Origin of the sequence: Flammeovirga agarivorans (genome assembly GCF_012641475.1) — a bacterium.
GTDB classification, from domain to species: domain Bacteria; phylum Bacteroidota; class Bacteroidia; order Cytophagales; family Flammeovirgaceae; genus Flammeovirga; species Flammeovirga agarivorans.
In genome coordinates, this window is the sequence record NZ_JABAIL010000004.1 from 691,163 (window position 1) to 712,450 (window position 21,288).

Annotated in this window: 22 protein-coding genes; 13 read left to right on the top strand and 9 right to left on the bottom strand. The window is 33.3% G+C overall.

Annotation, left to right across the window (positions count from 1 at the left end; translation table 11 throughout):
- The first annotated feature begins 71 nt into the window (after positions 1-71).
- The 3 genes from HGP29_RS15710 (at position 72) to HGP29_RS15720 (ending at position 2,938) form a co-directional block, all read left to right on the top strand.
- A complete protein-coding gene (locus HGP29_RS15710) occupies positions 72-1,109 on the top strand; it encodes a type I restriction enzyme HsdR N-terminal domain-containing protein (RefSeq protein WP_168883371.1) in 1,038 nt (345 codons plus the stop codon).
- 81 nt (positions 1,110-1,190) lie between these two features.
- A complete protein-coding gene (locus HGP29_RS15715; RefSeq protein ID WP_168883372.1) occupies positions 1,191-2,384 on the top strand; it encodes a thioredoxin family protein in 1,194 nt (397 codons plus the stop codon).
- A 161-nt stretch (positions 2,385-2,545) separates the two neighbouring features.
- A complete protein-coding gene (locus HGP29_RS15720; RefSeq protein ID WP_168883373.1) occupies positions 2,546-2,938 on the top strand; it encodes a (deoxy)nucleoside triphosphate pyrophosphohydrolase in 393 nt (130 codons plus the stop codon).
- A 33-nt stretch (positions 2,939-2,971) separates the two neighbouring features.
- Here HGP29_RS15720 and HGP29_RS15725 read toward each other — a convergent pair whose 3' ends face one another.
- Positions 2,972-4,828: a DUF349 domain-containing protein gene (locus tag HGP29_RS15725; protein WP_168883374.1), complete on the bottom strand. Its 1,857-nt coding sequence runs from the start codon at positions 4,826-4,828 to the stop codon at positions 2,972-2,974.
- A 268-nt stretch (positions 4,829-5,096) separates the two neighbouring features.
- Between HGP29_RS15725 and HGP29_RS15730 the strand changes: the two genes are divergently transcribed.
- Both HGP29_RS15730 and HGP29_RS15735 read left to right on the top strand, forming a co-directional pair.
- Positions 5,097-6,317, top strand: coding sequence for an NADH-quinone oxidoreductase subunit D (locus HGP29_RS15730; protein WP_168883375.1), 1,221 nt, complete (start codon positions 5,097-5,099; stop codon positions 6,315-6,317).
- 28 nt (positions 6,318-6,345) lie between these two features.
- Positions 6,346-7,608, top strand: coding sequence for a glycosyltransferase family 4 protein (locus HGP29_RS15735; protein WP_168883376.1), 1,263 nt, complete (start codon positions 6,346-6,348; stop codon positions 7,606-7,608).
- On the opposite strand, the gene HGP29_RS15740 is transcribed toward HGP29_RS15735, so the two are convergent.
- Together HGP29_RS15740 and HGP29_RS15745 are read right to left on the bottom strand one after the other, a co-directional pair.
- Positions 7,605-8,330, bottom strand: coding sequence for a potassium channel family protein (locus HGP29_RS15740; protein ID WP_168883377.1), 726 nt, complete (start codon positions 8,328-8,330; stop codon positions 7,605-7,607). The genes HGP29_RS15735 and HGP29_RS15740 overlap by 4 nt on opposite strands.
- 1 nt (position 8,331) lies before the next feature.
- A complete protein-coding gene (locus HGP29_RS15745) occupies positions 8,332-10,140 on the bottom strand; it encodes a TrkH family potassium uptake protein (protein WP_168883378.1) in 1,809 nt (602 codons plus the stop codon).
- A 133-nt stretch (positions 10,141-10,273) separates the two neighbouring features.
- On the opposite strand from HGP29_RS15745, the gene HGP29_RS15750 reads away from it, so the two are divergent.
- A complete protein-coding gene (locus HGP29_RS15750) occupies positions 10,274-10,489 on the top strand; it encodes a hypothetical protein (protein WP_168883379.1) in 216 nt (71 codons plus the stop codon).
- Here the strand turns inward: HGP29_RS15750 and hemH are convergent.
- From hemH to ychF, 4 genes are all read right to left on the bottom strand, one after another.
- Positions 10,475-11,524, bottom strand: coding sequence for a ferrochelatase (gene hemH / locus HGP29_RS15755; RefSeq protein WP_168883380.1), 1,050 nt, complete (start codon positions 11,522-11,524; stop codon positions 10,475-10,477). The two genes, HGP29_RS15750 and hemH, sit on opposite strands and share 15 nt — an antisense overlap.
- A 130-nt stretch (positions 11,525-11,654) precedes the next feature.
- Positions 11,655-12,863 (bottom strand): hybrid sensor histidine kinase/response regulator, encoded by a 1,209-nt coding sequence (locus HGP29_RS15760; RefSeq protein WP_168883381.1) that lies wholly within the window; start codon positions 12,861-12,863, stop codon positions 11,655-11,657.
- An 87-nt stretch (positions 12,864-12,950) separates the two neighbouring features.
- Positions 12,951-13,712: a glycoside hydrolase family 25 protein gene (locus HGP29_RS15765; protein WP_168883382.1), complete on the bottom strand. Its 762-nt coding sequence runs from the start codon at positions 13,710-13,712 to the stop codon at positions 12,951-12,953.
- 64 nt (positions 13,713-13,776) lie between these two features.
- Positions 13,777-14,877: a redox-regulated ATPase YchF gene (gene ychF, locus HGP29_RS15770; RefSeq protein WP_168883383.1), complete on the bottom strand. Its 1,101-nt coding sequence runs from the start codon at positions 14,875-14,877 to the stop codon at positions 13,777-13,779.
- 120 nt (positions 14,878-14,997) lie between these two features.
- Between ychF and HGP29_RS15775 the strand changes: the two genes are divergently transcribed.
- Both HGP29_RS15775 and HGP29_RS15780 read left to right on the top strand, forming a co-directional pair.
- Positions 14,998-15,771, top strand: a complete 774-nt coding sequence (locus HGP29_RS15775; protein WP_168883384.1) for an O-methyltransferase — start codon at positions 14,998-15,000, stop codon at positions 15,769-15,771.
- 2 nt (positions 15,772-15,773) lie between these two features.
- Complete coding sequence (locus HGP29_RS15780; protein WP_168883385.1) at positions 15,774-16,169, top strand: phosphoribosyl-AMP cyclohydrolase; 396 nt, start codon at positions 15,774-15,776, stop codon at positions 16,167-16,169.
- Here the strand turns inward: HGP29_RS15780 and HGP29_RS15785 are convergent, their stop codons facing one another.
- Positions 16,170-16,889, bottom strand: a complete 720-nt coding sequence (locus HGP29_RS15785) for an outer membrane beta-barrel protein (protein ID WP_168883386.1) — start codon at positions 16,887-16,889, stop codon at positions 16,170-16,172.
- 431 nt (positions 16,890-17,320) lie between these two features.
- Here HGP29_RS15785 and HGP29_RS15795 point away from each other — a divergent pair, with 431 nt between their 5' ends.
- Positions 17,321-17,911 (top strand): hypothetical protein, encoded by a 591-nt coding sequence (locus tag HGP29_RS15795; protein ID WP_168883388.1) that lies wholly within the window; start codon positions 17,321-17,323, stop codon positions 17,909-17,911.
- A 1-nt stretch (position 17,912) separates the two neighbouring features.
- The gene (locus HGP29_RS15800) at positions 17,913-18,254 is read left to right on the top strand and encodes an MGMT family protein (RefSeq protein ID WP_168883389.1); all 342 of its coding nucleotides are present in this window, start codon (positions 17,913-17,915) and stop codon (positions 18,252-18,254) included.
- A 40-nt stretch (positions 18,255-18,294) separates the two neighbouring features.
- Here HGP29_RS15800 and HGP29_RS15805 read toward each other — a convergent pair whose 3' ends face one another.
- Positions 18,295-19,662, bottom strand: a complete 1,368-nt coding sequence (locus HGP29_RS15805) for a S41 family peptidase (protein ID WP_168883390.1) — start codon at positions 19,660-19,662, stop codon at positions 18,295-18,297.
- Positions 19,663-19,874: 212 nt separating this feature from the next.
- Between HGP29_RS15805 and infC the strand changes: the two genes are divergently transcribed.
- From infC to rplT, 3 genes are all read left to right on the top strand, one after another.
- Positions 19,875-20,393, top strand: coding sequence for a translation initiation factor IF-3 (infC, locus tag HGP29_RS15810; protein WP_168883391.1), 519 nt, complete (start codon positions 19,875-19,877; stop codon positions 20,391-20,393).
- Between the two features lie 204 nt (positions 20,394-20,597).
- Entirely contained in the window at positions 20,598-20,792 is a 195-nt protein-coding gene (gene rpmI / locus HGP29_RS15815) for a 50S ribosomal protein L35 (RefSeq protein ID WP_044200946.1), read from the top strand.
- Positions 20,793-20,858: 66 nt separating this feature from the next.
- The gene (gene rplT / locus HGP29_RS15820) at positions 20,859-21,206 is read left to right on the top strand and encodes a 50S ribosomal protein L20 (RefSeq protein ID WP_168883392.1); all 348 of its coding nucleotides are present in this window, start codon (positions 20,859-20,861) and stop codon (positions 21,204-21,206) included.
- Positions 21,207-21,288 lie beyond the last annotated feature (82 nt).

The following is a 21,288-nucleotide window of genomic DNA, read 5'->3' on the forward strand; positions in this document are numbered from 1 at the left end:
GATCATTATTATTTAAATTTCCACTATATTTAACAAACGATTTTTTTCAGTACAGAACAATTATACCAAATATGAAATACCTCTCTAAAGGTAAGAGAGATAGAGTTATCAGCATAAATAAAAAAACGAATGAAGTCACCTATCTACCTCATACCAAAACAAGATCATTAAATAATCCTGAAGAGAAAGTACAATTAGAAACTTATTTAAAATTAATTTATGATTACAATTACCCTGCAGAATATGTAAGGGTTTGTGTCCCTGTGAAAATGGGATCTTCAACAAAAGAAGCCGATATTATTACCTACAATGACATGGAAGGTTTAGAACCTTTCATGATCGTGGAGTGTAAGAAAAAAGGGGTATCTTCCTCAGTTTTTGAAGGAGCTATTGACCAAGGGTTTTCCTATGCCAGTGCTATTCTTGCAAAGTTTGTTTGGACTACTGATGGAAAACAAGATACTTACCATGAAGTTATACCCACTAAGATTGGTGAACGGACTAAAAACATACTACCTTCTCCTCCTCCATTTAAAAAAAGTGATAGTTTTTTATATTCAACCAAAAAGAATATCTATCGATTAGCTAAAGCCCCTTTTAAAGTTCTTAGTCACTTTTTCAAAAGGCCATGCATTAAAAATGCTATGATTTACAATGCTATAATACTTGGCTTAATGTTTATCTTCAGTAAGGTGATTATGGAGAATATTCATCAGATTTTAGCGATACCTTTTATCAAAAATTTATGGGTAAATCATCATATGGATTTTTCATGGATGTATTATTTCATTTCTTTTACCTCTGTCTTTATTACTATAATAGTCAGTTCTATTGTAGGATTATTAAACACCAATAAAAAAGGTAGAATAAAGCTCAAACAAGCTATATTCTTATCTCTATTTTTAGTGATTCCTGTTTGGTTTGCTGGAAGTGAGTTTACTAAATCATGGTGGAATTGGCAACATTTCACAACTATGAAATATCAACCGTGGTTATTCCTAGGACCTCAACTTGCAATATCACCAATACAAATACTATTATTTGCTGGAATTCTTTCTCTCTCAAAACCAAAGAAAAACACAAGGCACTATAAAAGATTAGCAAAATAAATAAGGCTTGGGGAACTATTTCTATGGAGTTTTTTATTAAATTATATCTAATTATTAACTGTGTATAAATACTCCCCAAGCATGTTATTTAGAACTTTCTGTCTTTTACTAGTTTTATCCGCTCAATATTCTTTTAGTCAAGGAATAAAGTTTCAGAAAATTTCACTAGAAAAAGCTATCAATGAAGCTAAAACCAATAATAAAAAAGTATTCATTGATATACATACCGAATGGTGTCCCAATTGCGATTGGATGCAAGAAGAAGTTTTTCAAAATAAAAAAATCGGCAATCATTATAATCAAAATTATATCTGTATTGACATTGATGCTGAGAGCACCCAAGGTATTGCCTTAATCAAGAAATATAAATTACATGTTTACCCAAGTTTCTTGTATTTAGATAGCGATGGCAATCCAATTCACTTACTTACAGGTGTAATGAATAAAGATGAGTTTGTAAAAGACACAAAGGAAGCTGAAAACACTAGCACACAACTTTTTAATCTTCAAAAGGAAATACATACAAATAAGTCACAAGATTTAAATGTTCTTTCTAGGTACATTTATGTCTCTTACAAAGCAGGTTATGCAGATGACAAAACATTAAAAGAGTTCCTGGTAAAAGTTGATGAAAATTCACTAAAAAATAAGTGGGTATGGATGGCCCTAAAAGAAGCAACAATGTATTCTGGATTACATTCAGATGCTTTACAAAAATTAGTACAACATACTGCTTCAATTGAAAAGGATTATGGTATCAAAGATATTATTCAGACCATCAATGCTGCTGCAAATGTATCCATGCAACCTTTTGTCGAAATGCGTGATATTCAAGGTTGGGAAGACTTAATGGCATATTTAGATAAGTCATTAGGGAAACAAGGAAAAACATTGAATTGTGCCTACAATCCAACATTCTACATCAATATAAAGGAGTATTCGACGGCATTTAGCAAAATGGAACAAGGGGTTCAACTACTCTCCGACCGAGACCCTGAAGTTAGAGCCTATTTATATAGAAATTGGGCCTGGAATATATATCATTATTATGATGATAAGGATAAGTTGAATATGGGCCTTGAATGGATTAATATCTCCATAAAATCACATCCTTATTCCATTAACTACGAAACAAAAGCTGGACTTCTATTTAAACTTAAACAATATAAAGAAGCAAGAATTAATGCTGAAAAGGCAATAGAACTTGCAAAAAAAGAGAAAGTACATCCTACTCTTGCTCACTTAGTACTAGATGAGCTTGATGGGATGAAATAAAAAATAAAGACCTCACTGACATAATCAATGAGGTCTTTTGTTTACTCTCTCAATTTTTTTTCACTTATCTACTAAGCGCATTCATCTAACTTCTATATAAGTATACCCCATTTAAATATTTTTGTTTCATGTCTAACATTTTATATTCCAAATAAAAATCAATGATACAAGTTGTTGCAGGTATTATAATTGAAAATAAAACCGTTTTCATAGCCAAAAGAAAGAAAGGAAATGTTTTAGAAGGATATTGGGAGTTCCCTGGAGGAAAACATGAAATTGGAGAAACACTTGAAGCTTCTCTTATCCGAGAATTTGAGGAAGAATTTAATGTAGAAATTGAGGTTCTCGAAAAATTGCATGATAATATCCATCACTATCCTCAAATCTCAATACACCTACACAGTTTTATTTGCAAGAAAATAAAAGGGGAATTTCAACTACTCGACCATGATGAAGTTCAGTGGGTAAACATCGAAGAACTTGAAAATATCTTACTTGCTCCTGCAGATATTCCGATTATTGAGGCATTAAAAAAGGCTACCTTAAATAAATAAGGCAGCCTTTATTTATATTTCAAAAGATCAATACTAGTTATCCATTGATTGGATAATTTTTAATTGTTCTTTTAATTTTTTCAATTCTACTTTAGAAGCTTCAATCTTCTCATTGTATTCTGCTAGTAATTTATCAGCAGTTTTCGAATTTGAGAAGAAAGCAAGGTTATTTTGCCATAAAGCAATATCGTCCTCATGAGTTTTAATCTTAGTACGGATATTTTGCTCTTGGTTTCTAAAACGCTTACCTCCAGCAGGGATTTGATTAAATACACCCGCCAATACTTGAAGTTTACCTTTCTCATCAAGATCAGCTGCAGACTCCACATATGCTTCTACACTTGCAACAAATTTGTCTACAATAGCATCTTTTTCTTTTCTTGGTACAAAACCAATCGCAAAGAACGCTTCTGCTTTCTCACTTAATAATGCTTGATCGAAGGCTGTTTTATCTTCGGTTAATTTCGTTAACTCTAAGATAATTTCTTCCTTTTTATTTAGGTTCTCAGCATACTCCTTGTTCTCTTCATTTCTCTTATTTCTCTTTCTTTCAAAGAAAGTATCACAAGCTGCCTTAAATTCAGCATATACTGAATCTCTGAATTTTTCAGGAACAGGACCAATACTTTTCCACTCTTTTTGTAAAGCGATTAAAGCATCAGCTGTTGCATTCCAATCTGAAGAATCTTTAATTTCTTCTGCTTTTGCAACTAAAACCTTCTTCTTCTCTAAGTTCTCTGCTCTTTGAGCTTCAAGTACTTCGAAGAATTTATTTTTGTTTGCGAAGAACTGTTTGAAGTTTGCCCAGAATTGTTTGTTAATTCCGTTAGCTACTTCTCTTGGTACTGGACCAATTTCTTCCCATTCCTTTTGAACCGCTAATAAACGCTTAGTTTCTTCATTCCACTCTTTAATACGATCTGTATTGAATGTTGAGAACGGCTCTACTTTTAAACATAAAGCTTGCTTTAATTTCATGTTCTCATCAAGAACTTTCTTGAATTCTTCAGCGTGCTTACGTTTTTTATCATATATCTTATCAGAAATCTCTTTGAAAGAATTCCAGATAGTGTCTTTTTCTTCTTTTGGTACAGGACCAATATTTCTGAATTCCTCATGAAGGCTATTTAATGAAACTACAGCCTCACTAATATTTTCTACTTCAAGAAGTTTTTCAGCTCTTTCAATTAAAGCTTTTTTCGCTTTTAAGTTATGCTGTCTATCAAGTTCTTTTAATTCGAACTCGATACTCATTTGATCATAGAAACGATCAAGTAAAGCACCGTAAGTTTTGTAGATTTCATCAGCAAACTGTTGTGGTACAGCACCTGTTGCTTTCCATTCTTTTTGTAATTCCTTGATCTTGTTCATGACACCTTTATCATCAGTTGTCTCGATCAATTCTTTTACTTGGTTAATAATGCTACGCTTCTTCTTTAAGTTGTCCTCACGCATTTTTTGCATTTGCTCAAAATGTTGACGACGTGCATTTTTAACTGCGTAGAAAGCATCATTAAATGTTTTGACATCAGCATCTTGATATTCAAAACCTTCTACATCACCGTTCTTCTCTAAGAATTCAGCTTTAGCAGCAGCCTCTTCTTCTTGTCTAATCGGATCAAAGTATTCTTTAATCTTTTTAGAGATTCTTTCAGCTTTAACAACATCACTATTGTTAACAAGCTTACTGATTTCAGCAAGTAATTCTGATTTAGAATGATTACTAAAATCTTGATCTTCTTGAAGCTCCTCTTCTACTGATACTTCATCATCTCCAAAATCTGCAACATCATCCATATCTGCAACATCATCAAATTGTGCTACAGTGTTTTCAGTTACATTTTGTTCGTTTAACTCATTGTTTTGAGTTTCGTCCTGTGATGTACTCATCTTTTAAAACGATTTTAAGTGCGTCAATAATTACAACCGACCATTTCGAAAAAAATGAAATGGACCTTTGGTATAGGTTTGTTTCTACAGACCAATATACCGTCAAAATACGGAAGCAAAAATACTCTTAATTTCTTATCTATTCTAACCAAAACACAATTTTACTCCGTTTTTGCATTAATTTTTTTAATCTTTGTAACATGAGTGTCACTTTATTGATTTATTGACAACAATAGGTCAACTTTGCAGTAAAGACAAACAGCTTTCAATGGAAAAAAGACAAGTTCAATATCAGTTTGATGAGCAACATTTAAAAAACTCATCTAAAAATTTTTACGATCCGTCTAAACTTAGAACGGAAGAAATGGTACTTAATTTGGGTCCTCATCACCCTGCTACACATGGTGTACTTAGAGTGGAGGTGCTCACTGATGGTGAATATGTCGTTGATGTCACTCCTCATTTGGGGTATCTGCACCGCTGTTTCGAGAAACATGCAGAAAACCTAAACTTTCAACAAATTATCCCTTACGTAGACCGTATGGATTACGTAGCCTCTATGAATTCAGAGCATGCTTTTGCAATGGGTGTTGAAAAAATGATGGGAATTGATCACAAAATTCCAAAAAGAGTAGAATACATTAGAGTTCTTGTTGCTGAACTTAATCGTATCGCTTCGCATTTTATAGCTGTAGGTACTTATGTTCTTGATATTGGTGCCACTACTCCATTTTTATGGGTAATGAGAGACAGAGAACACATTTTAAGAATGTTAGAATGGGCTTCTGGTGCTCGAATGCTCTATAATTATATTTGGGTGGGAGGATTATACTATGATGTTCCTGTTGGTTTTGAAGAAAGATGTCTTGAGTTTGTCAATTATCTAAAGCCTAAACTACAAGAGTTTAGAGAAATGATTATCGACAATAAAATCTTTGTTGAAAGAACTGCTAATGTTGGTGTTCTACCGTTAAGTACAGCGATTGATTATGCTTGTTCCGGACCAGTACTTAGAGGTTCAGGAGTAGCACATGATTTAAGAAGAGTTGATGCTTATTCAGTCTATCCAGAACTAGATTTTGATATTCCTGTAGGTAAAGGTCTGATGGGTAGCGTGGGCGATTGCTGGGACAGAACTTATGTAAGAGTTGAAGAGTGTTGGGAGTCCTTAAAAATAATTGAGCAGTCTGCCAATATTTTACTTAAAGAACATAAAAGAGATAGAACATTTGATCCTCAAGCATTAGTTCCAAAGAAAATTAGACCTAAAGCAATGGATTTTTATGCTAGAGCTGAAGGTCCAAAAGGAGAATTAGGCTTCTTCATGAGAACAAATGGAAAATCTGATATTCCAGAAAGATTAAAAGCTAGATCTTGTTGTTTCTGTAACTTATCCGTATTACCTGAAATTTCAAAAGGGGTATTGCTTTCTGATCTGATTGCAATTATGGGATCTATTGATATCATTATGGGTGAAGTTGACCGTTAATATTTTGTAGGGAAGGAAAAGGTAATCAATGACTTTGTATTCAGATACTATTTTAAAGAGTACAGATAAAGCGAAGAATGATCAAAAACTAAATATTTGCATCATCACTCACTGCTACCCTCCTGATTTTGGTGCAGCACCTCATCAATATGAACATATGGCCAAGTCTTTTCAAAAAGAAGGTCACTATGTTTCTGTAATCACTTCTCATCCCTACTATCCTAGTGGAAAATTAAAAAAAGAAGATCGATACAAATTCATTTCAGAAACGAATGAAAATGGAATTACTGTAAGAAGACATTGGTTATTGCCATCTCAGAAAAACAACTCTTTATTGAGATTGATCAGTATGATGACAATGCTAATGAGTATGCTCTTCTCTTTGCCTTATTTGAAGAGGAACAAAATAGATCTAATCATCTGTCAAACACCACCAATATCATTACCTTTTTTAGCTATTCTTGCAAAAAAAAGATACAATATACCTATTATCTTAAATGTCTCTGATTTGTGGCCTCAAGCCATGGTCGATATTAATCATTTAAAAAAGTCTTCATTCACTTATAAACTACTTCATAAGGTAGAAAAGTATTTCTACAAAAAAGCGGATCATATTGTAACACAGTCTATTGAATCCCAGGAATATATTCAACAACTAGGCTTTCAAAAACCTCAAATTTATCGTATTGGAGCTGATATCGACACCTTTAAACCATCAGATAAAGATCTAAATGAAAAAAGGTATAAAATGGTATATATGGGTGTTCTTGGGGTAGCACATGGACTGTCTCAACTCATCAATCAAATTCCTTTTGATAGATTAGGAATTGATTTCCATATTTATGGTAATGGTATTGACCTTCCAAAAATCAAACATATTATTAAAGAAAAAGGGCTTAATTCAATCCAAGTTTTTGAGCCAATTCTTTATCAAAAAGTACCTCAAGTCTTACAGGAATATGATTTTGCATTTATCTCTCAAATTAATTATGTGAGAGGCACTCTTCCTGCAAAATTATTTGAGAGTTTGAGTATGGGTTTACCTATCATTTTTCATGGTGATGGCGAAGGTGCTAAAATTGTTAAAGAAAATGACTGTGGTTGGGTATCAAATCCTAATGCTCCAGAAGAATTAGTCATTAACTTAAAAGAAATCACACAAAGTAACAGGAATGTTCTGATAAAAAAAGGTCAAAACGCCCGTACATTATGTACCCAACATTTTGACCGTGATCAACAGTTTACCAATTTAATGAAAACTGTCTATCAGAATTTCACTACCAAGTCTTAAGAAACCATATCAGCGATATTTTTCACTCTTTCTTTACCTCCTGCAATTACTAAAGTATGATTCTCAGTTAATGTGATATCTCTGAAGTCTTGAATATATACCTTCTCTTCCCCTTCCTTATTACAGTTAGAAGAATTCTCTTTTAAGCAGATTACAGATACATGCATCGTATCCCTAAAACGTAATTTCCTAACGCTACTACCTAGGAACTTTTTAGGTATAGATACCTCAATAATATATACCCCAGGAGCTACTTCATCCATAGCAATAACATGACGGTTCATTAATTCTAAAGCAAAGCGTTTTCCTTCTTGCTTTTCTGGGAAAATCACTCGAGTTATTCCCATTTTCGTCAGTACTTTCGCATGCATATCCCGAGTAGCCCTTGCATATATTTCCTGAACATTGATTTCTTTCAGTGCTTCGATTGTCAGTAATTTAGTCTCAAAGTTTTTACCATGAGATAAAATTACTATGTCAGTCTGCTTAATATGCTTTTTAAGGGCCATTGGATTTGTAGTATCTGTTTCATACAAATACTCAAACCCCATTTCTCTTAGGCGCTTTAAAGTGATTAAGCTATCCTTCAGTTTCGATGTAGAATCAAAATCATTATGAAGGATGATTAATATATCTTCATTGTTATTGCGTAGCGTTTTGGCGATTTCTATACCAAAAGCCCCCATACCAATTAATACATATCTTTTATTTATCTTTTTCATTCTAACCAACTAATATTGATGATTCTGGATATCTATATTCAAAGCTTTTCTCGTCTTCCCCAAGTAATGATATCAACGTAAATAAGCCAATCTTACCACTAAACATCACTATCGCTAAGACAATTTTTCCAACTGCAGAAATATCTGCTGTTATGCCACGGGAAAGCCCTGCTGTACCTAACGCGGAGAAAAACTCAAATGTTACATCTTCAGGCTTAAGATGTGTTTCTGTTATTGTTAATATAAATATAGAGACAAATGACATGAGGATTGACATCATAAACACAATCACAGCTCTTCTTAAGCTTGCATCTTGAATTGTATTCCATCCTATATGTACATGATCTCTACCTTTTATTTGTGCCCAAAAATAGGAAAACAATAAGGTCACTGTAGTTACTTTAATGCCGCCGGCAGTAGAATTGGGTGCTCCACCAATATACATTAGCAAGATCATCATCATTACAGACGCTGAAGACAAATCTCCAATCTCTACAACAGAGAACCCTGCCGTTCTACATGTCACACTAGTAAAAAGCGTCTGAAATAAAGTTTCTGACCACGAATCTTTAGACATCCAATAATCAATATCAGTAACAAAAATTCCTGCTGTGCCTACAATAATCAAAACTATTGTTGCTTGTAAAGAAATTCGTGACTGTAATGAAAGGTGGCGTCTGTATTGTTTCTTTCTACTTACAATTTCTCTATAAGTTCTAAATCCTAACCCTCCAATAATTATCAGTAGCATCACCACACCACCTGAAAACCAATCTTTCGCAAAATCAGCCCCTTGTAAACCTTCTGGAAAATTTGAAAACCCAGCATTACAGAATGCAGAAACCGAATGGAATACAGAAACAAATACCCTTTCAAAAGTGGAGAGCCCTAAATCGCCCCATGCTAAATAGAGGAAAAAGGCTCCTATTGCTTCTACTGTAAAAGTGATAATAATAATCCCCCTTAATATTCTTGAAGAGGTACTAATATTATCCGCTTCCATAATATCTTGGATAATCACTTCCTCTTTTGTTTTTACTCCTTTCTGAATTGTTAGAGCAATAAATGTCGTTAATGTGACAATCCCTAAACCACCGATCTGAAATAATATCATCAATATCACTTGTCCCTTAAAGGTAAGTACCTCGGATATATTAAACGGTGCTAAGCCTGTTACACAGACTGCTGACGTTGTCGTAAAAAAGGCATCTAACCACGTTATTGGCTGTGTAGAAGCCTCTGGCAATTTCAATAAAATAGTCCCAATGAAAATAATAGAAACCAACGATCCTAAAATCATCACCGTACTATTAGCAGTGAAAAACATCCAATAGGACCTATTATTGGACAAAGAAACTAAAGACGCTATAATCATTGACACTTGAACAATAACTATGTAGGCTGTCCAACCTTTGTTGTCCGCATCGAAATCATATTCATGAAGGAAAAATACCCTATAGGCTAGAATAAAAAATATTATGGCAAGAAAGAATAGATCAACAACATATTCACGCCAATCCATTTCGCTCCATTTCATGTAGTACAATTTGACTAATATTAAAATGGAATAAATAGTTGCCAGGTATCTATCATAACGTATTGATTTTACTAGGTCTTCTTCTGATAATTGAAATCCTTGGGTATATATTAGGCTGATTATTGCCAATACACCTAAGAATAACTCAAAGATTGGCAATCGTTTTTCTATCAGTTTCTGTAATTGATACCTCCATTCTTTATGATCTAAAATTACTGCTTGATGTATTTTCAAGAGAAATTTCAAGATCTTAAACTTTGTCTTATCTGACATTCAACTTATTAATTATTAATAACTTAAACTACAATTTCTTGTCTGATTACATTTATTAATTGTCATAACAAAACGGTACACTACTTAATACGTATTTAATATGATGTACTTACACTTTAAATAACCTATTATCATGACAAAATTAGTAATCTCCATCGAGAACGAACAAAATGCCTCATTAGTAAAAAATTTACTTAAAGATTTATCTTTTGTTGAGAGCATTGACGAACTAGAAGTTAATCAAAATGAGAAAGAAGAAAAAGAAAACGTCCTTCAGCACCTTGAAAAAATCAAAAAGGAACAAAAGGACGTAAATATTTCTATTGCTTGGAAATCAGTTAGTCTGTAATTCTAAAACTTTACTTTGATTTCCTTTTACTAAATCAGTCAAACACTCAATCCACTGTGGATGATCATTGAGACTTTCAACTAACTGCCAATGTTCTCCACCGTTTTCTTCAAAAACTTCTTTATATTCTTCCCCAACCTCAACAGTAGTTTCCAAACAATCAGCTACAAAGGCAGGTGAATAAGCTAGAACACTTTTCTTTCCACCCTTCGCCAAGTTAATGATAACATCTTCTGTATATGGTTGAATCCATGGGTCTTTTCCTAATCTTGATTGGAAACAGACACTATATTGGTCTTTAGATAGTTTTAATTCCTGTGCAATTAGATCTGCCGTTTCAAAACAAGCGGAACGATAACAGAACGTATTTTTAGGATATGCCTTCTTAACACAGCCGCTCTCTCCTCTCAATTTACAACAAGTATCGATATCAGCTTTTATGATTTGTCTTTCAGGTAACCCATGGAAACTGAAAATCACATGGTCGTAATTTGTTTCTCTTAGATATTTCTGTCCCAGTTCAGCAAATGTTTTGATAAACAATGGGTGTCTGTGATAATGCTGGATGAAGGTAACATCAGGCACAACTTGCCAGTCTTTTACCAATTCCATTACCTTTTGGGTTACTGAACCAGTTGTTGCAGAAGCATATTGCGGAAATAATGGGACTACGACAATCTCATTTACTCCTTTGCTTTTCAACTCTAGTAATGCAGATTGAATAGATGGGTTTTGATACCTCATTCCTAAGGCTACCACATATTCATCACCTAAAGCTTCTTGTAAAAGTTTTTTACTTTCAAGACCATAGTATAACAAAGGAGAACCATTTTCAGTCCAAACCTTTTCATACTCTTTAGCAGATTTTGGTGCTCTAAAAGGAGCAATAATAAGATTTACCAGAGGCCATCTCTTATAGAATGGTATATCGATAACTCTCTCGTCCATTAAAAATTCTCTCAGATATTTTCTAACATCTGGAGTTTTTTGGCTATCAGGTGTCCCTAAATTGACAATTAATACCCCTTTTTTCATATTCTTTATAAATGTTTCAATGATAAACTCATTGAAATGTAGATTGTTGTAGTATCTATCATAAAAAAGAATCTTTACCAACTAAACTACTCTAACTGATAAAGATTCTTTTTGATATTGTTCTATTATTTTATGCTTCTTTTGATGCTTTTGCAAAAGAAACTACAAAGTCTGCACCCTCACCTTCAACAGAATCACACCATACTTTTCCGGACATATCTTCTACCATTTTCTTTACGATAGAAAGTCCTAACCCAGTACTATGCTCACCTCCTGTTGGTCTTGCAGATAATTTTTGAAAACGACCGAATAATTTCTTCTTGTCATTCTCATTTAAACCAGGTCCTTCATCTTTTACATGAATTTCCAAGTCTTCTCCATTTTCTTTCACAAAAATGAAAATCTTTTTATCTACAGGTGAAAATTTTACAGCATTAGAAATAAGATTTTGTAGAACTTGTCCGAAGTAAGTCTCATCTACTTCAGCAAAGCTATCTTCAATCACTCCTACCTCTAAAGTTATATTTTTCTTCTGAGCTGTCAGTTCAAAACGCTCAGCAGATTCTTTGACTAATTTAGAAAGATCATAAGGCTTAATTGTTAAGTTAGAGGCCTTAGATTCCAATGCATTAAGATCCAAAATCTGTGTAATCAACTCCTCTTGCTTATTAATGGATTCTTGAATCATATCGATATACTCCTTTTGCTCTGAAGTAAAAGTCTCCATATCGAACTTCATTAATTCAATCAAGCCACCAATTTGGGATAAAGGCGATTTCAAATCATGAGCAACAATACCAATTAAGTGGTTTTTCTCACCATCTAATTCGATCAGCTCCTCATTCTGACGTTGCAATGCTTTTGTTCTACTTTTTACTTTCTCTTCTAAGTGCTCATTGGCTTCCTGAAGAGAAGTAAATAAAGTCCTATTTTCGACTTTAAGATTATAAGCTTCAATTGCATTGTCGATAGTTACCATTAACTCATCCCTATTCCAAGGTTTTGTGATATAACGATATACCTCACCTTTAGAGATTGCATTAATAATATCCTGTACATCGCTGTAACCTGTCAACACAATACGCATAATATCAGGGTACAGCTCTCTAACTTTTTCGAAAAGCTCTACACCTGTCATTTTAGGCATACGTTGATCGGAGATCACAACACTTATATTATTATGTTCTTCTTTAAGTATTTCTAAAGCCTCGTCTCCACTGTTTGCTATGAGTACTTTATAAACTTTACGAAAACCTGCTCTGAATGACACTAGGTTTTGTTGTTCATCATCTACATAAAGCACTGTGGGCTTAACTTTCTTTACTTGAACACTATCCATTTATAAAAAAATAAATTTGTATCTATTTCGAATTACTAAATTACAAAGTAAATAGACGTAAATCGAATATATTTTCAATTATTTTCATTATCTGCTAATTGAAGGTAATTCTTTCGGAATGTGTATTTCTAAAGGGGTTTCTTCAAACCTCCCAGGAATACAGTATCTTCTTAAATCACCAATTGTCCCTTGAAATACATTCAAGTCAACTGGGCCCTCAATTCCCTTAGCAGATCCATTATCATCATATTGCCATATCATCCACTTATTCTTCCCTTCCAAACGGGGTGAAAAGAACTTTGAATATGCTGCTATCCAAATTGGATATTTAGTTAAAGCTTTGCTAGTTGACAAGTAGTCATTATAAAAGGAAAGATTGGTGTAGATGATTGGTTTTATTCCGAATTTTTTCTCAACTAAATTCAACCAAATCGTCATTCTTTCTCTTAGCAAAGGTATTGATACATTTTCTGTAGTCTCCACATCAAGTACAGGAGGTAAATCTCCCGGTAATAACTTAACATGTTTCACAAACCAATTGGCTTGCTTTATTGGATCAATATCAGCTCGAAAAAAATGATACGTTCCTCTTATTAATTGATCATGTCTGGCAGCATTCCAATTGACAGCAAAGTTTCTATCCTTTAGATAATCTCCTTCGGTAGCTTTAATAATGACAAATGAAAACCCATCATCTACGACTTTAGAGAAATTAACCTGTTTCTGATAATAGGAAACATCTATACCATGAACGGTATAACCTGGCTTTTTCCTCCACGTCACAGTAAATAAGATGCCAATAATAAAGATCAGAAAGAAGAAGAAAATGTAACTAATTTTCTTGAGCATAGACACATAAAACCCACTATACATACTAAAATGTATAGTGGGAGTTTTTATAATTAATTTCTAATTATACGTTGAATCTGAAGTGCATTACATCACCATCCTCAACGACATATTCTTTTCCTTCTACAGAAAGTTTACCTGCTTCTTTACAAGCTAATTCAGATTTGTAGTGAACATAATCTGCATAATGGATTACTTCTGCGCGGATAAATCCTTTTTCAAAATCTGTATGAATAACTCCTGCTGCTTGAGGGGCTTTCCAACCTTTACAGATTGTCCATGCTCTAACTTCTTTTTCACCAGCAGTAAAGTAAGTGATAAGATCAAGTAGTGAATATGAAGCACGGATTAAACGGTCTAAACCTGATTCTGTTAAGCCATACTCACCTAAGAACATTTCTTTTTCTTCTTCATCATCTAAAGCAGAAATTTGTTCTTCAATGGCAGCACAAACTTTAATTAACTGAGCATTCTCATTTTCAGCAATTTTTCGCATACGATCAACGAACTCGTTATCTTCATTGATACCTTCTTCATCTACGTTTGCTAAATAAATCACAGGCTTAGCAGTTAAAAGCATTAAATCTTTTACCTCTTCCCACTCATCTTCAGTTCCATCAAAAGAACGAGCATTTTCACCTGATTCTAAATGTGCTTTAAATCTTTCTAAAGCAGCTACAGTTTTCTTGGCTTCAGCATTACCTGTTTTCGCCATTTTCACTGTTTTCTGAAGTTTCTTGTCGATAGATTCTAAGTCTTTCAACTGAAGCTCCATATCAATCACTGCTTTATCTTCTTCTGGATCTACTTTACCCGAAACGTGAACAATATTTTGGTCATCAAAACATCTAACAACGTGGATGATTGCGTCAACCTCACGAATGTTTGCCAAAAATTGGTTTCCTAAACCTTCGCCTTTACTTGCTCCTTTTACCAATCCAGCAATATCTACAAATTCAATTACTGTTGGAATAGACTTTTGTGGGTTAACTAATTTTTCCAATTCCTTCATACGAGGATCTGGAACAGTAACCACACCTACATTTGGATCGATAGTACAGAATGGAAAGTTTGCTGATTCAGCATTTTCTGCACTTGTTAAAGCATTAAAGAGTGTTGACTTACCTACGTTTGGTAATCCAACGATACCACATTTTAATCCCATTTATATAACAATTCTTGTTTCAGAAGATTATTTCTTTTGACATATTTGCGAATAATTTCGCAATAAACCTCGCAAAGATAAGGACTAACGCGAAATAATGAACAAATTAATGCTTACTATATGCAAGTTTTCGACTTCCTAAAGTATAAATACAATGCAGGGAATGCCCATGGGTTACATTCACCTTTTGTTTATGAGCTTTATACTCAAGTAATTGAACCACAAAAGTATTATTATTTTTTCGATCAGATCGAAAAAGAAAGACAACAATTATTAGCAAATGATCAAGAAATAAAGGTCACTGATTTGGGAGCAGGATCAAGAAAACACAATACTATTAATAGGAAAGTGAATTCAATTGCAGAAAGTTCATTATCAAATAAAAGGACTGGATCTTTTCTGTTTGAATTAGTTCACCGATATAAATATGAAAATATTCTAGAATTAGGCACCTCATTAGGTATATCGTCAATGTATTTAGCTGCTGCCTCAAAAAAAGTAAAACTTACAACGATAGAAGGATGCCCTAACATTGCCAACATAGCTCAAGATATTTTTAATAAGCACAAGCACCTAAATATTGATTCCAAGGTTGGCAATATCAACAACTTATTACCTGAAGTACTTAAAGAAAAAAAACAAATTGATTTGGTGTATTTTGACGCGAATCATACGTACGATGCTACGATGAATTATTACAACTTATGTAAGAATTATGCTCATGAGAATACCCTTTTTATCTTTGATGATATTTATTGGTCGAAGGGTATGAAAAAAGCTTGGAATGAAATCTCTCAAGATAAAGAAATTGGGATATCAATAGATTTATATCACTTAGGCTTAGTATACTTTAGAAAGAAACAACCGAAACAACATTTCACATTAATATATTAGACATGGATAAGAAATTATTAGAAGAAGGAACTGAAATCAACATTCAGTTTGAAAAAAGAGATGGGTTTGTACCTATTATTGTTCAGGACATTGATTCCATGGAAATAATAATGCAAGGTTGGGGTAATGAACTTGCCTTAAAAACCACGATTGAAAAAGGTAAGGCTACCTTCTGGAGCACATCTAGAAATGAATTATGGACTAAAGGTGAGACATCTGGTGACTACCTTGAAATTGTAGATATTCTTACCGATTGTGATCAAGATAGCCTTTTATATAAAGTAAAGCTTGTAGGAAATGGAGCTTGTCATACTAAAAATAAAAATGGTGTAGCAAGAAAATCATGCTTCTACAGAAAAATTACTGACAAGAATTCACTCGCAAAATTAGAGGAATAATTATTTCACTCTATTTAGTTTTTGATACTGTAGTGGTATAAAGAATGAGAAATTGACAGACATCAGATTGTCATTTCCTTTTACATTACCAAGTTCTGAGACATTATCTAAATAATCAGTAAATATATTCGCAAAGGTTGCACTTAATCCTACCCCAAAATTTGTTGGAAAGAAGTAATTCACTCCAAATCTAGTGGGTAGTGAAAGTGCAAAATTTGTATAATCTTCACCATCATTTCTTGTCTTATAATAACCTTGTCTTGGATCTGAGATATTTTCAATCAACTCTTCTCCATTCTCATCCATTGGGTTATAATAGAATAATCCGATACCTTGAGCTATATAGACTTTAAAATTATCCTTATTGATAATATTGAACATTACCGATAAAGAGGTATTAAATGTATGCGATTGAAAATAATCGTTGGGGTAAGGTTCAGTTAATGGTGGTATATAATCGGGTGCTCTTAAAATCTGACCTTGTACATATAGGTACGAAAAGTCCAATCTAAAATTCCATCTTCTTTCTTTATTAAAAATATACCCTACATTTACCCCCCCATTCACTTTAGAATAATTGGGAGATAAATCACCTCTATAACTCCCAATAGCTGGACCTATTTCAAGATATTTTGTTGGTTTTGGTATTTCTTCTTGTGCTTTAGTGATAGTTTGAACGAAGAAAAACAGACATAAGAAGAGTATATATTTATATTGCATTTTATTGAGTCTTAATGATTTTTGGCCCATTCTACATATCGCATTATTTGCTCATCATTTTTAATTGATTCCAAGGTATTTAATCTTCTCCCAAGTTCTTTTTCAGAATACAGTTTATGAATATAGCTATGGCACTTCCTACACACATTAATGCCCCTATGTCTCATATCTTCGATATCAAAGTTCTTTCGGAACCACTTATTTTTATGAGTGCTTTTAGGAATTAAGTGATGAAAAGTAATGTAAGATTCCTTTTCACACAATTCACAAATACCTTCTTTTTGTGATCTACTCATGAATATGAATCAATTGAGAATACCTTTTCAATAATAATGAATATTAATGGTCAAATTTTTGTTTATAAAAGTAATCAATTACTTATGAAGAAAACAATTGAACTAGTACTATATATTTAATGAGTACCATCCATTATGAGAAAAACATATATAATAATTACTTTATTTCTTACTTCTTTAACCACATTTAGTCAATCATTAAAATCTAAAGATGATGTCTTTGCTCAATTAATGGTAAATCCAGGAGATACTATCTTATGGGAAAGTTACATGGGAAAAACATGGAATACCATGACCATTTTTGAAAAGGAACAATGTGAAACACTATCGGAAAGATTATCCTCAAAATTAAAAGAACAACTGACTCAAATAGAAAAAGAAAAACAAGAAAGCTTTACAGATAATTTTGATGCAGAAGCAGACTCTATTGAGATGACAGCAGAAAAGTTATTGCAAAATGATATATTAGCTCAAGAGAGAGAATTACAAAAACAAGCAAAAGAAGCCGCTGATGCTAGTATCGCAGAATTAAAAGAGCTTTCGCAAAACTTGAAAGCTAATCTTCCTATAATTGAGGATATGATACAAAGCAAAACTTCAGAATTAGGCATCGCCTATCAAAAATATAATTCTGAAAACAGTGAAGAAATTATAGCTTGGTTAAAAAACTATGGACAACAGATTTACAAAAAAACGTATTCGTCTATAGTTGAGAAAGGAAACTAATATGAGTAAATATAAAGACGGTTCATTTTTCGAAGATGTATGGGAAGTTACCAAACTCATTCCAAAAGGAAGAGTAACATCTTATGGAGCAATTGCTGAATATTTAGGTTCAAAAGGAAGTGCCAGAATGGTGGGTTGGGCAATGAATGCTTCACACAAATCAGATGATGTTCCAGCACATAGAGTTGTTAATCGAAAAGGACTGCTAACAGGTAAACATCATTTCGGCGAATTTAATGAAATGCAAAGCCGTTTAGAAGATGAAGGAATTATCGTAAAAGAAAATCAGATCCAGAATATGAAAGAGGTATACTGGGATCCAAATATAGAATTAGAGTTATAAAAATTAAGGCCTGTATTTTTTAGATACAGGCCTTAATTTTTTATTTAAGTTTAAGAATCGTCTCGAATGAGGCTTCTCTCCCTTCTTTAATTTTCAAGTTTCTGTTATTGATGTTTTCAAACTTCATCTTTCTAGCAGTAGAAGACGATTGATCATACTGTCCATACTGAATCTGATGTAATGCTTGATACAACATTGGCTCTCTTACATCTGACCAATAGTATGAAGGATCATCAATCGCTGATTGATTCACAGGTAGACCTTCAAAGTAATCACCTTCATCATCTGCATTTAAGATTCTAAGTGATATTACAGAATAGATAAAGTCGTTATTTTCGAAACCATAACTACCTACAGGCTTTCCATGTGTGTTTTGTCCAACCACTTGAACATCCATAAATGGTCTCAATGCATTTATCATCAACTCACTAGCTGATGCAGTGTTAACTGTAGTTAGCATAAATACTCTTTCTAAGTTTAAGTTTTCTGACTGTAACTCTAAAGAGTAATCTTCATTATTTTCAGTTTGTTGTTCGTTATGACGATATCTGAAGATATCTTTACCTGCCGCTGAAGAAGGTGCCAAATATCCACAAAGTTCGGCAGCAATATCTACTCTACCACCACCATTATATCTCATATCTAAAACTACCTCTGTAACACCCTGTGCTTTAAAATCTGCGAAAACCTCGTTTAAAGCATCACTAGCTGTTTCGATAAAAGATTTAAAGACAACATGTCCCACTTTCACATCTTGTCCATTTTGATCTACAGTAATAACACTTGAGTGTAATACAGGAGAAATAATTACTGCTTCTTTCGAAATAGTAATTTCTTTTATCTCTGAAGGGACACTAATCGATTGTCCATCAACAAAGTTCATGATTTCAGGAATTTCAATCTCAAAGGTATTTGTCACCCCCAAGTTGTTTTCTCCCATAGATTCGCTGATTTCTTCCCAAGTTGAGGAAGCTACATCTAATCCATTTACTTTTTGAATTTTCGTCCCTCTTTTTAATCCCGCTGTATTTGCAGTTGAACCTGGATAAGAGAAACGAACATAAAGATCATTTTGCTCATCGTATTGTAAGTAAATACCATGTGCACCTGTGTTTTCATCCGTTACTTGGCCAGATTCGTAATACGCTTCATAAGCCGCTTTGTCTTCGATATTACTCCATCTGTCTTGTTCATTACGTAGTGAAAGCAACATTTCATCTTGGTTGCTATAGTTGGAAGGTGTAATGTTAGCAGGAAGTTCATCGTTCCATAAATACCAACTTTCCATCAATTCTTTAAGGTAATCTCGGTTATCTACCGTAGATGCAGGAGAAAAGTCAGGTTCATCCTTTGTACACGAGCTGATTATTAGTAGTACAAATAGAGATTGAATAAGGTTTTTAAACATTGAATTGGAATAATTTACTGTTAATGATTGTATGTTTATTTATAAAAAATCAGTATTTCTAACTTTTAAGTAAAAAATTATTTAATGAAATAAATAAAGTTAGTACCTTAGCAGCAAGGTATGTGTTGCTGATTTTATATTTACAAAAATAAAGGATTCAGTACACTATTTATCAAATTTTATAAAAAATTTTTAACGTAATTAAATCTTAGATGGCAAAAGACTCTCATAGAATAAACCACCAGATCAGAGTCAAAGAAGTTCGATTAGTTGGTGAAAACGTAGAAAATGGTATTGTTTCAAGAGACGAAGCAATGCGTCTTGCAGACGATCAAGGTCTTGACCTTGTAGAGATTTCTCCAAATGCGAAACCTCCAGTTTGTAAGGTCATTGACTACTCAAAGTTCAAGTATGAACAAAAGAAAAGAGAAAAAGAGTTAAAGGCTAAAGCATCTAAAACTGTTGTTAAAGAAATCCGTTTTGGTCCAAACACTGATCAACACGATTTAGATTTCAAAACAAAACACGCTGTTAAGTTCTTAAACGACGGTAACAAAGTGAAAGCTTATGTTCACTTCCATGGCCGTACTATTATCTATAAGGATAGAGGTAAAGAACTTTTAAAGCGTTTTGCTGAGAAAATTCAAGAACATGGTAAAGTTGAAGGTCAGATGCGTGTTGAAGGACGTAGAATGATCATGTTTATCTCTCCAAATGTTCCAAAGAAATAATAAAAGTAAATATTCGAACTAGAATATTGACTTACCAATATTTATGATTAAATTTGCACGCTTGTTTAACACAGGTGTGCATTTTTTATGTTTCATAAATGATGTACAGTGACATACCGAGGCTATTGGCTGCCGTAGGTAATCACGTTAATTAAATAAATGTTTCACCTTAAGAGTTTAGGCTCTTAATAACTGAAAGGTAAAATGCCAAAGGTTAAAACTAAATCTGGAGCGAAAAAACGTTTCAAGTTGTCAGGTACTGGCAAGATCAGAAGAAAGCACGCTTACAAGTCTCACATCTTAACGAAAAAGACTACTAAGCAAAAGCGTAACCTAACTTTGATGGGTGAGGTAGACAAGGCTGATACAGTAAACGTGAAGAAAATGCTTTGGTTATAATACCAAGCTTTCACATTTATCAAATCAACCAAATTGTATTACAAAACTTATTAAAATTAGAAAAAAATGCCTAGATCGGTCAACCACGTCGCGTCTCGCGCTAGAAGAAAAAAAATCCTTAAGTTCTCAAAAGGTTATTACGGTGCTCGTAAAAATGTTTGGACAGTAGCAAAAAATACAGTTGAAAAAGGCTGGCAATATGCTTACATCGGTCGTAAACATAAGAAGAGAAGCTTCCGTAGCTTATGGATCCAACGTATCAACGCTGCAACTCGTATGTACGGTGATATGTCTTACTCTGTATTCATGGGTAACTTACACAAAGCAGGTGTAGAATTGAACAGAAAAGTTCTTGCTGACCTTGCTATGAACCACCCTGAAGCATTCAAAGCAGTTATCGAGAAAGTTAAGTAATTAACCTCCTCACATAGCAAAAGACCTATAGCATTCGTGTTATAGGTCTTTTTTTCTAAATTGCGTTTCCATCATTTTTTAA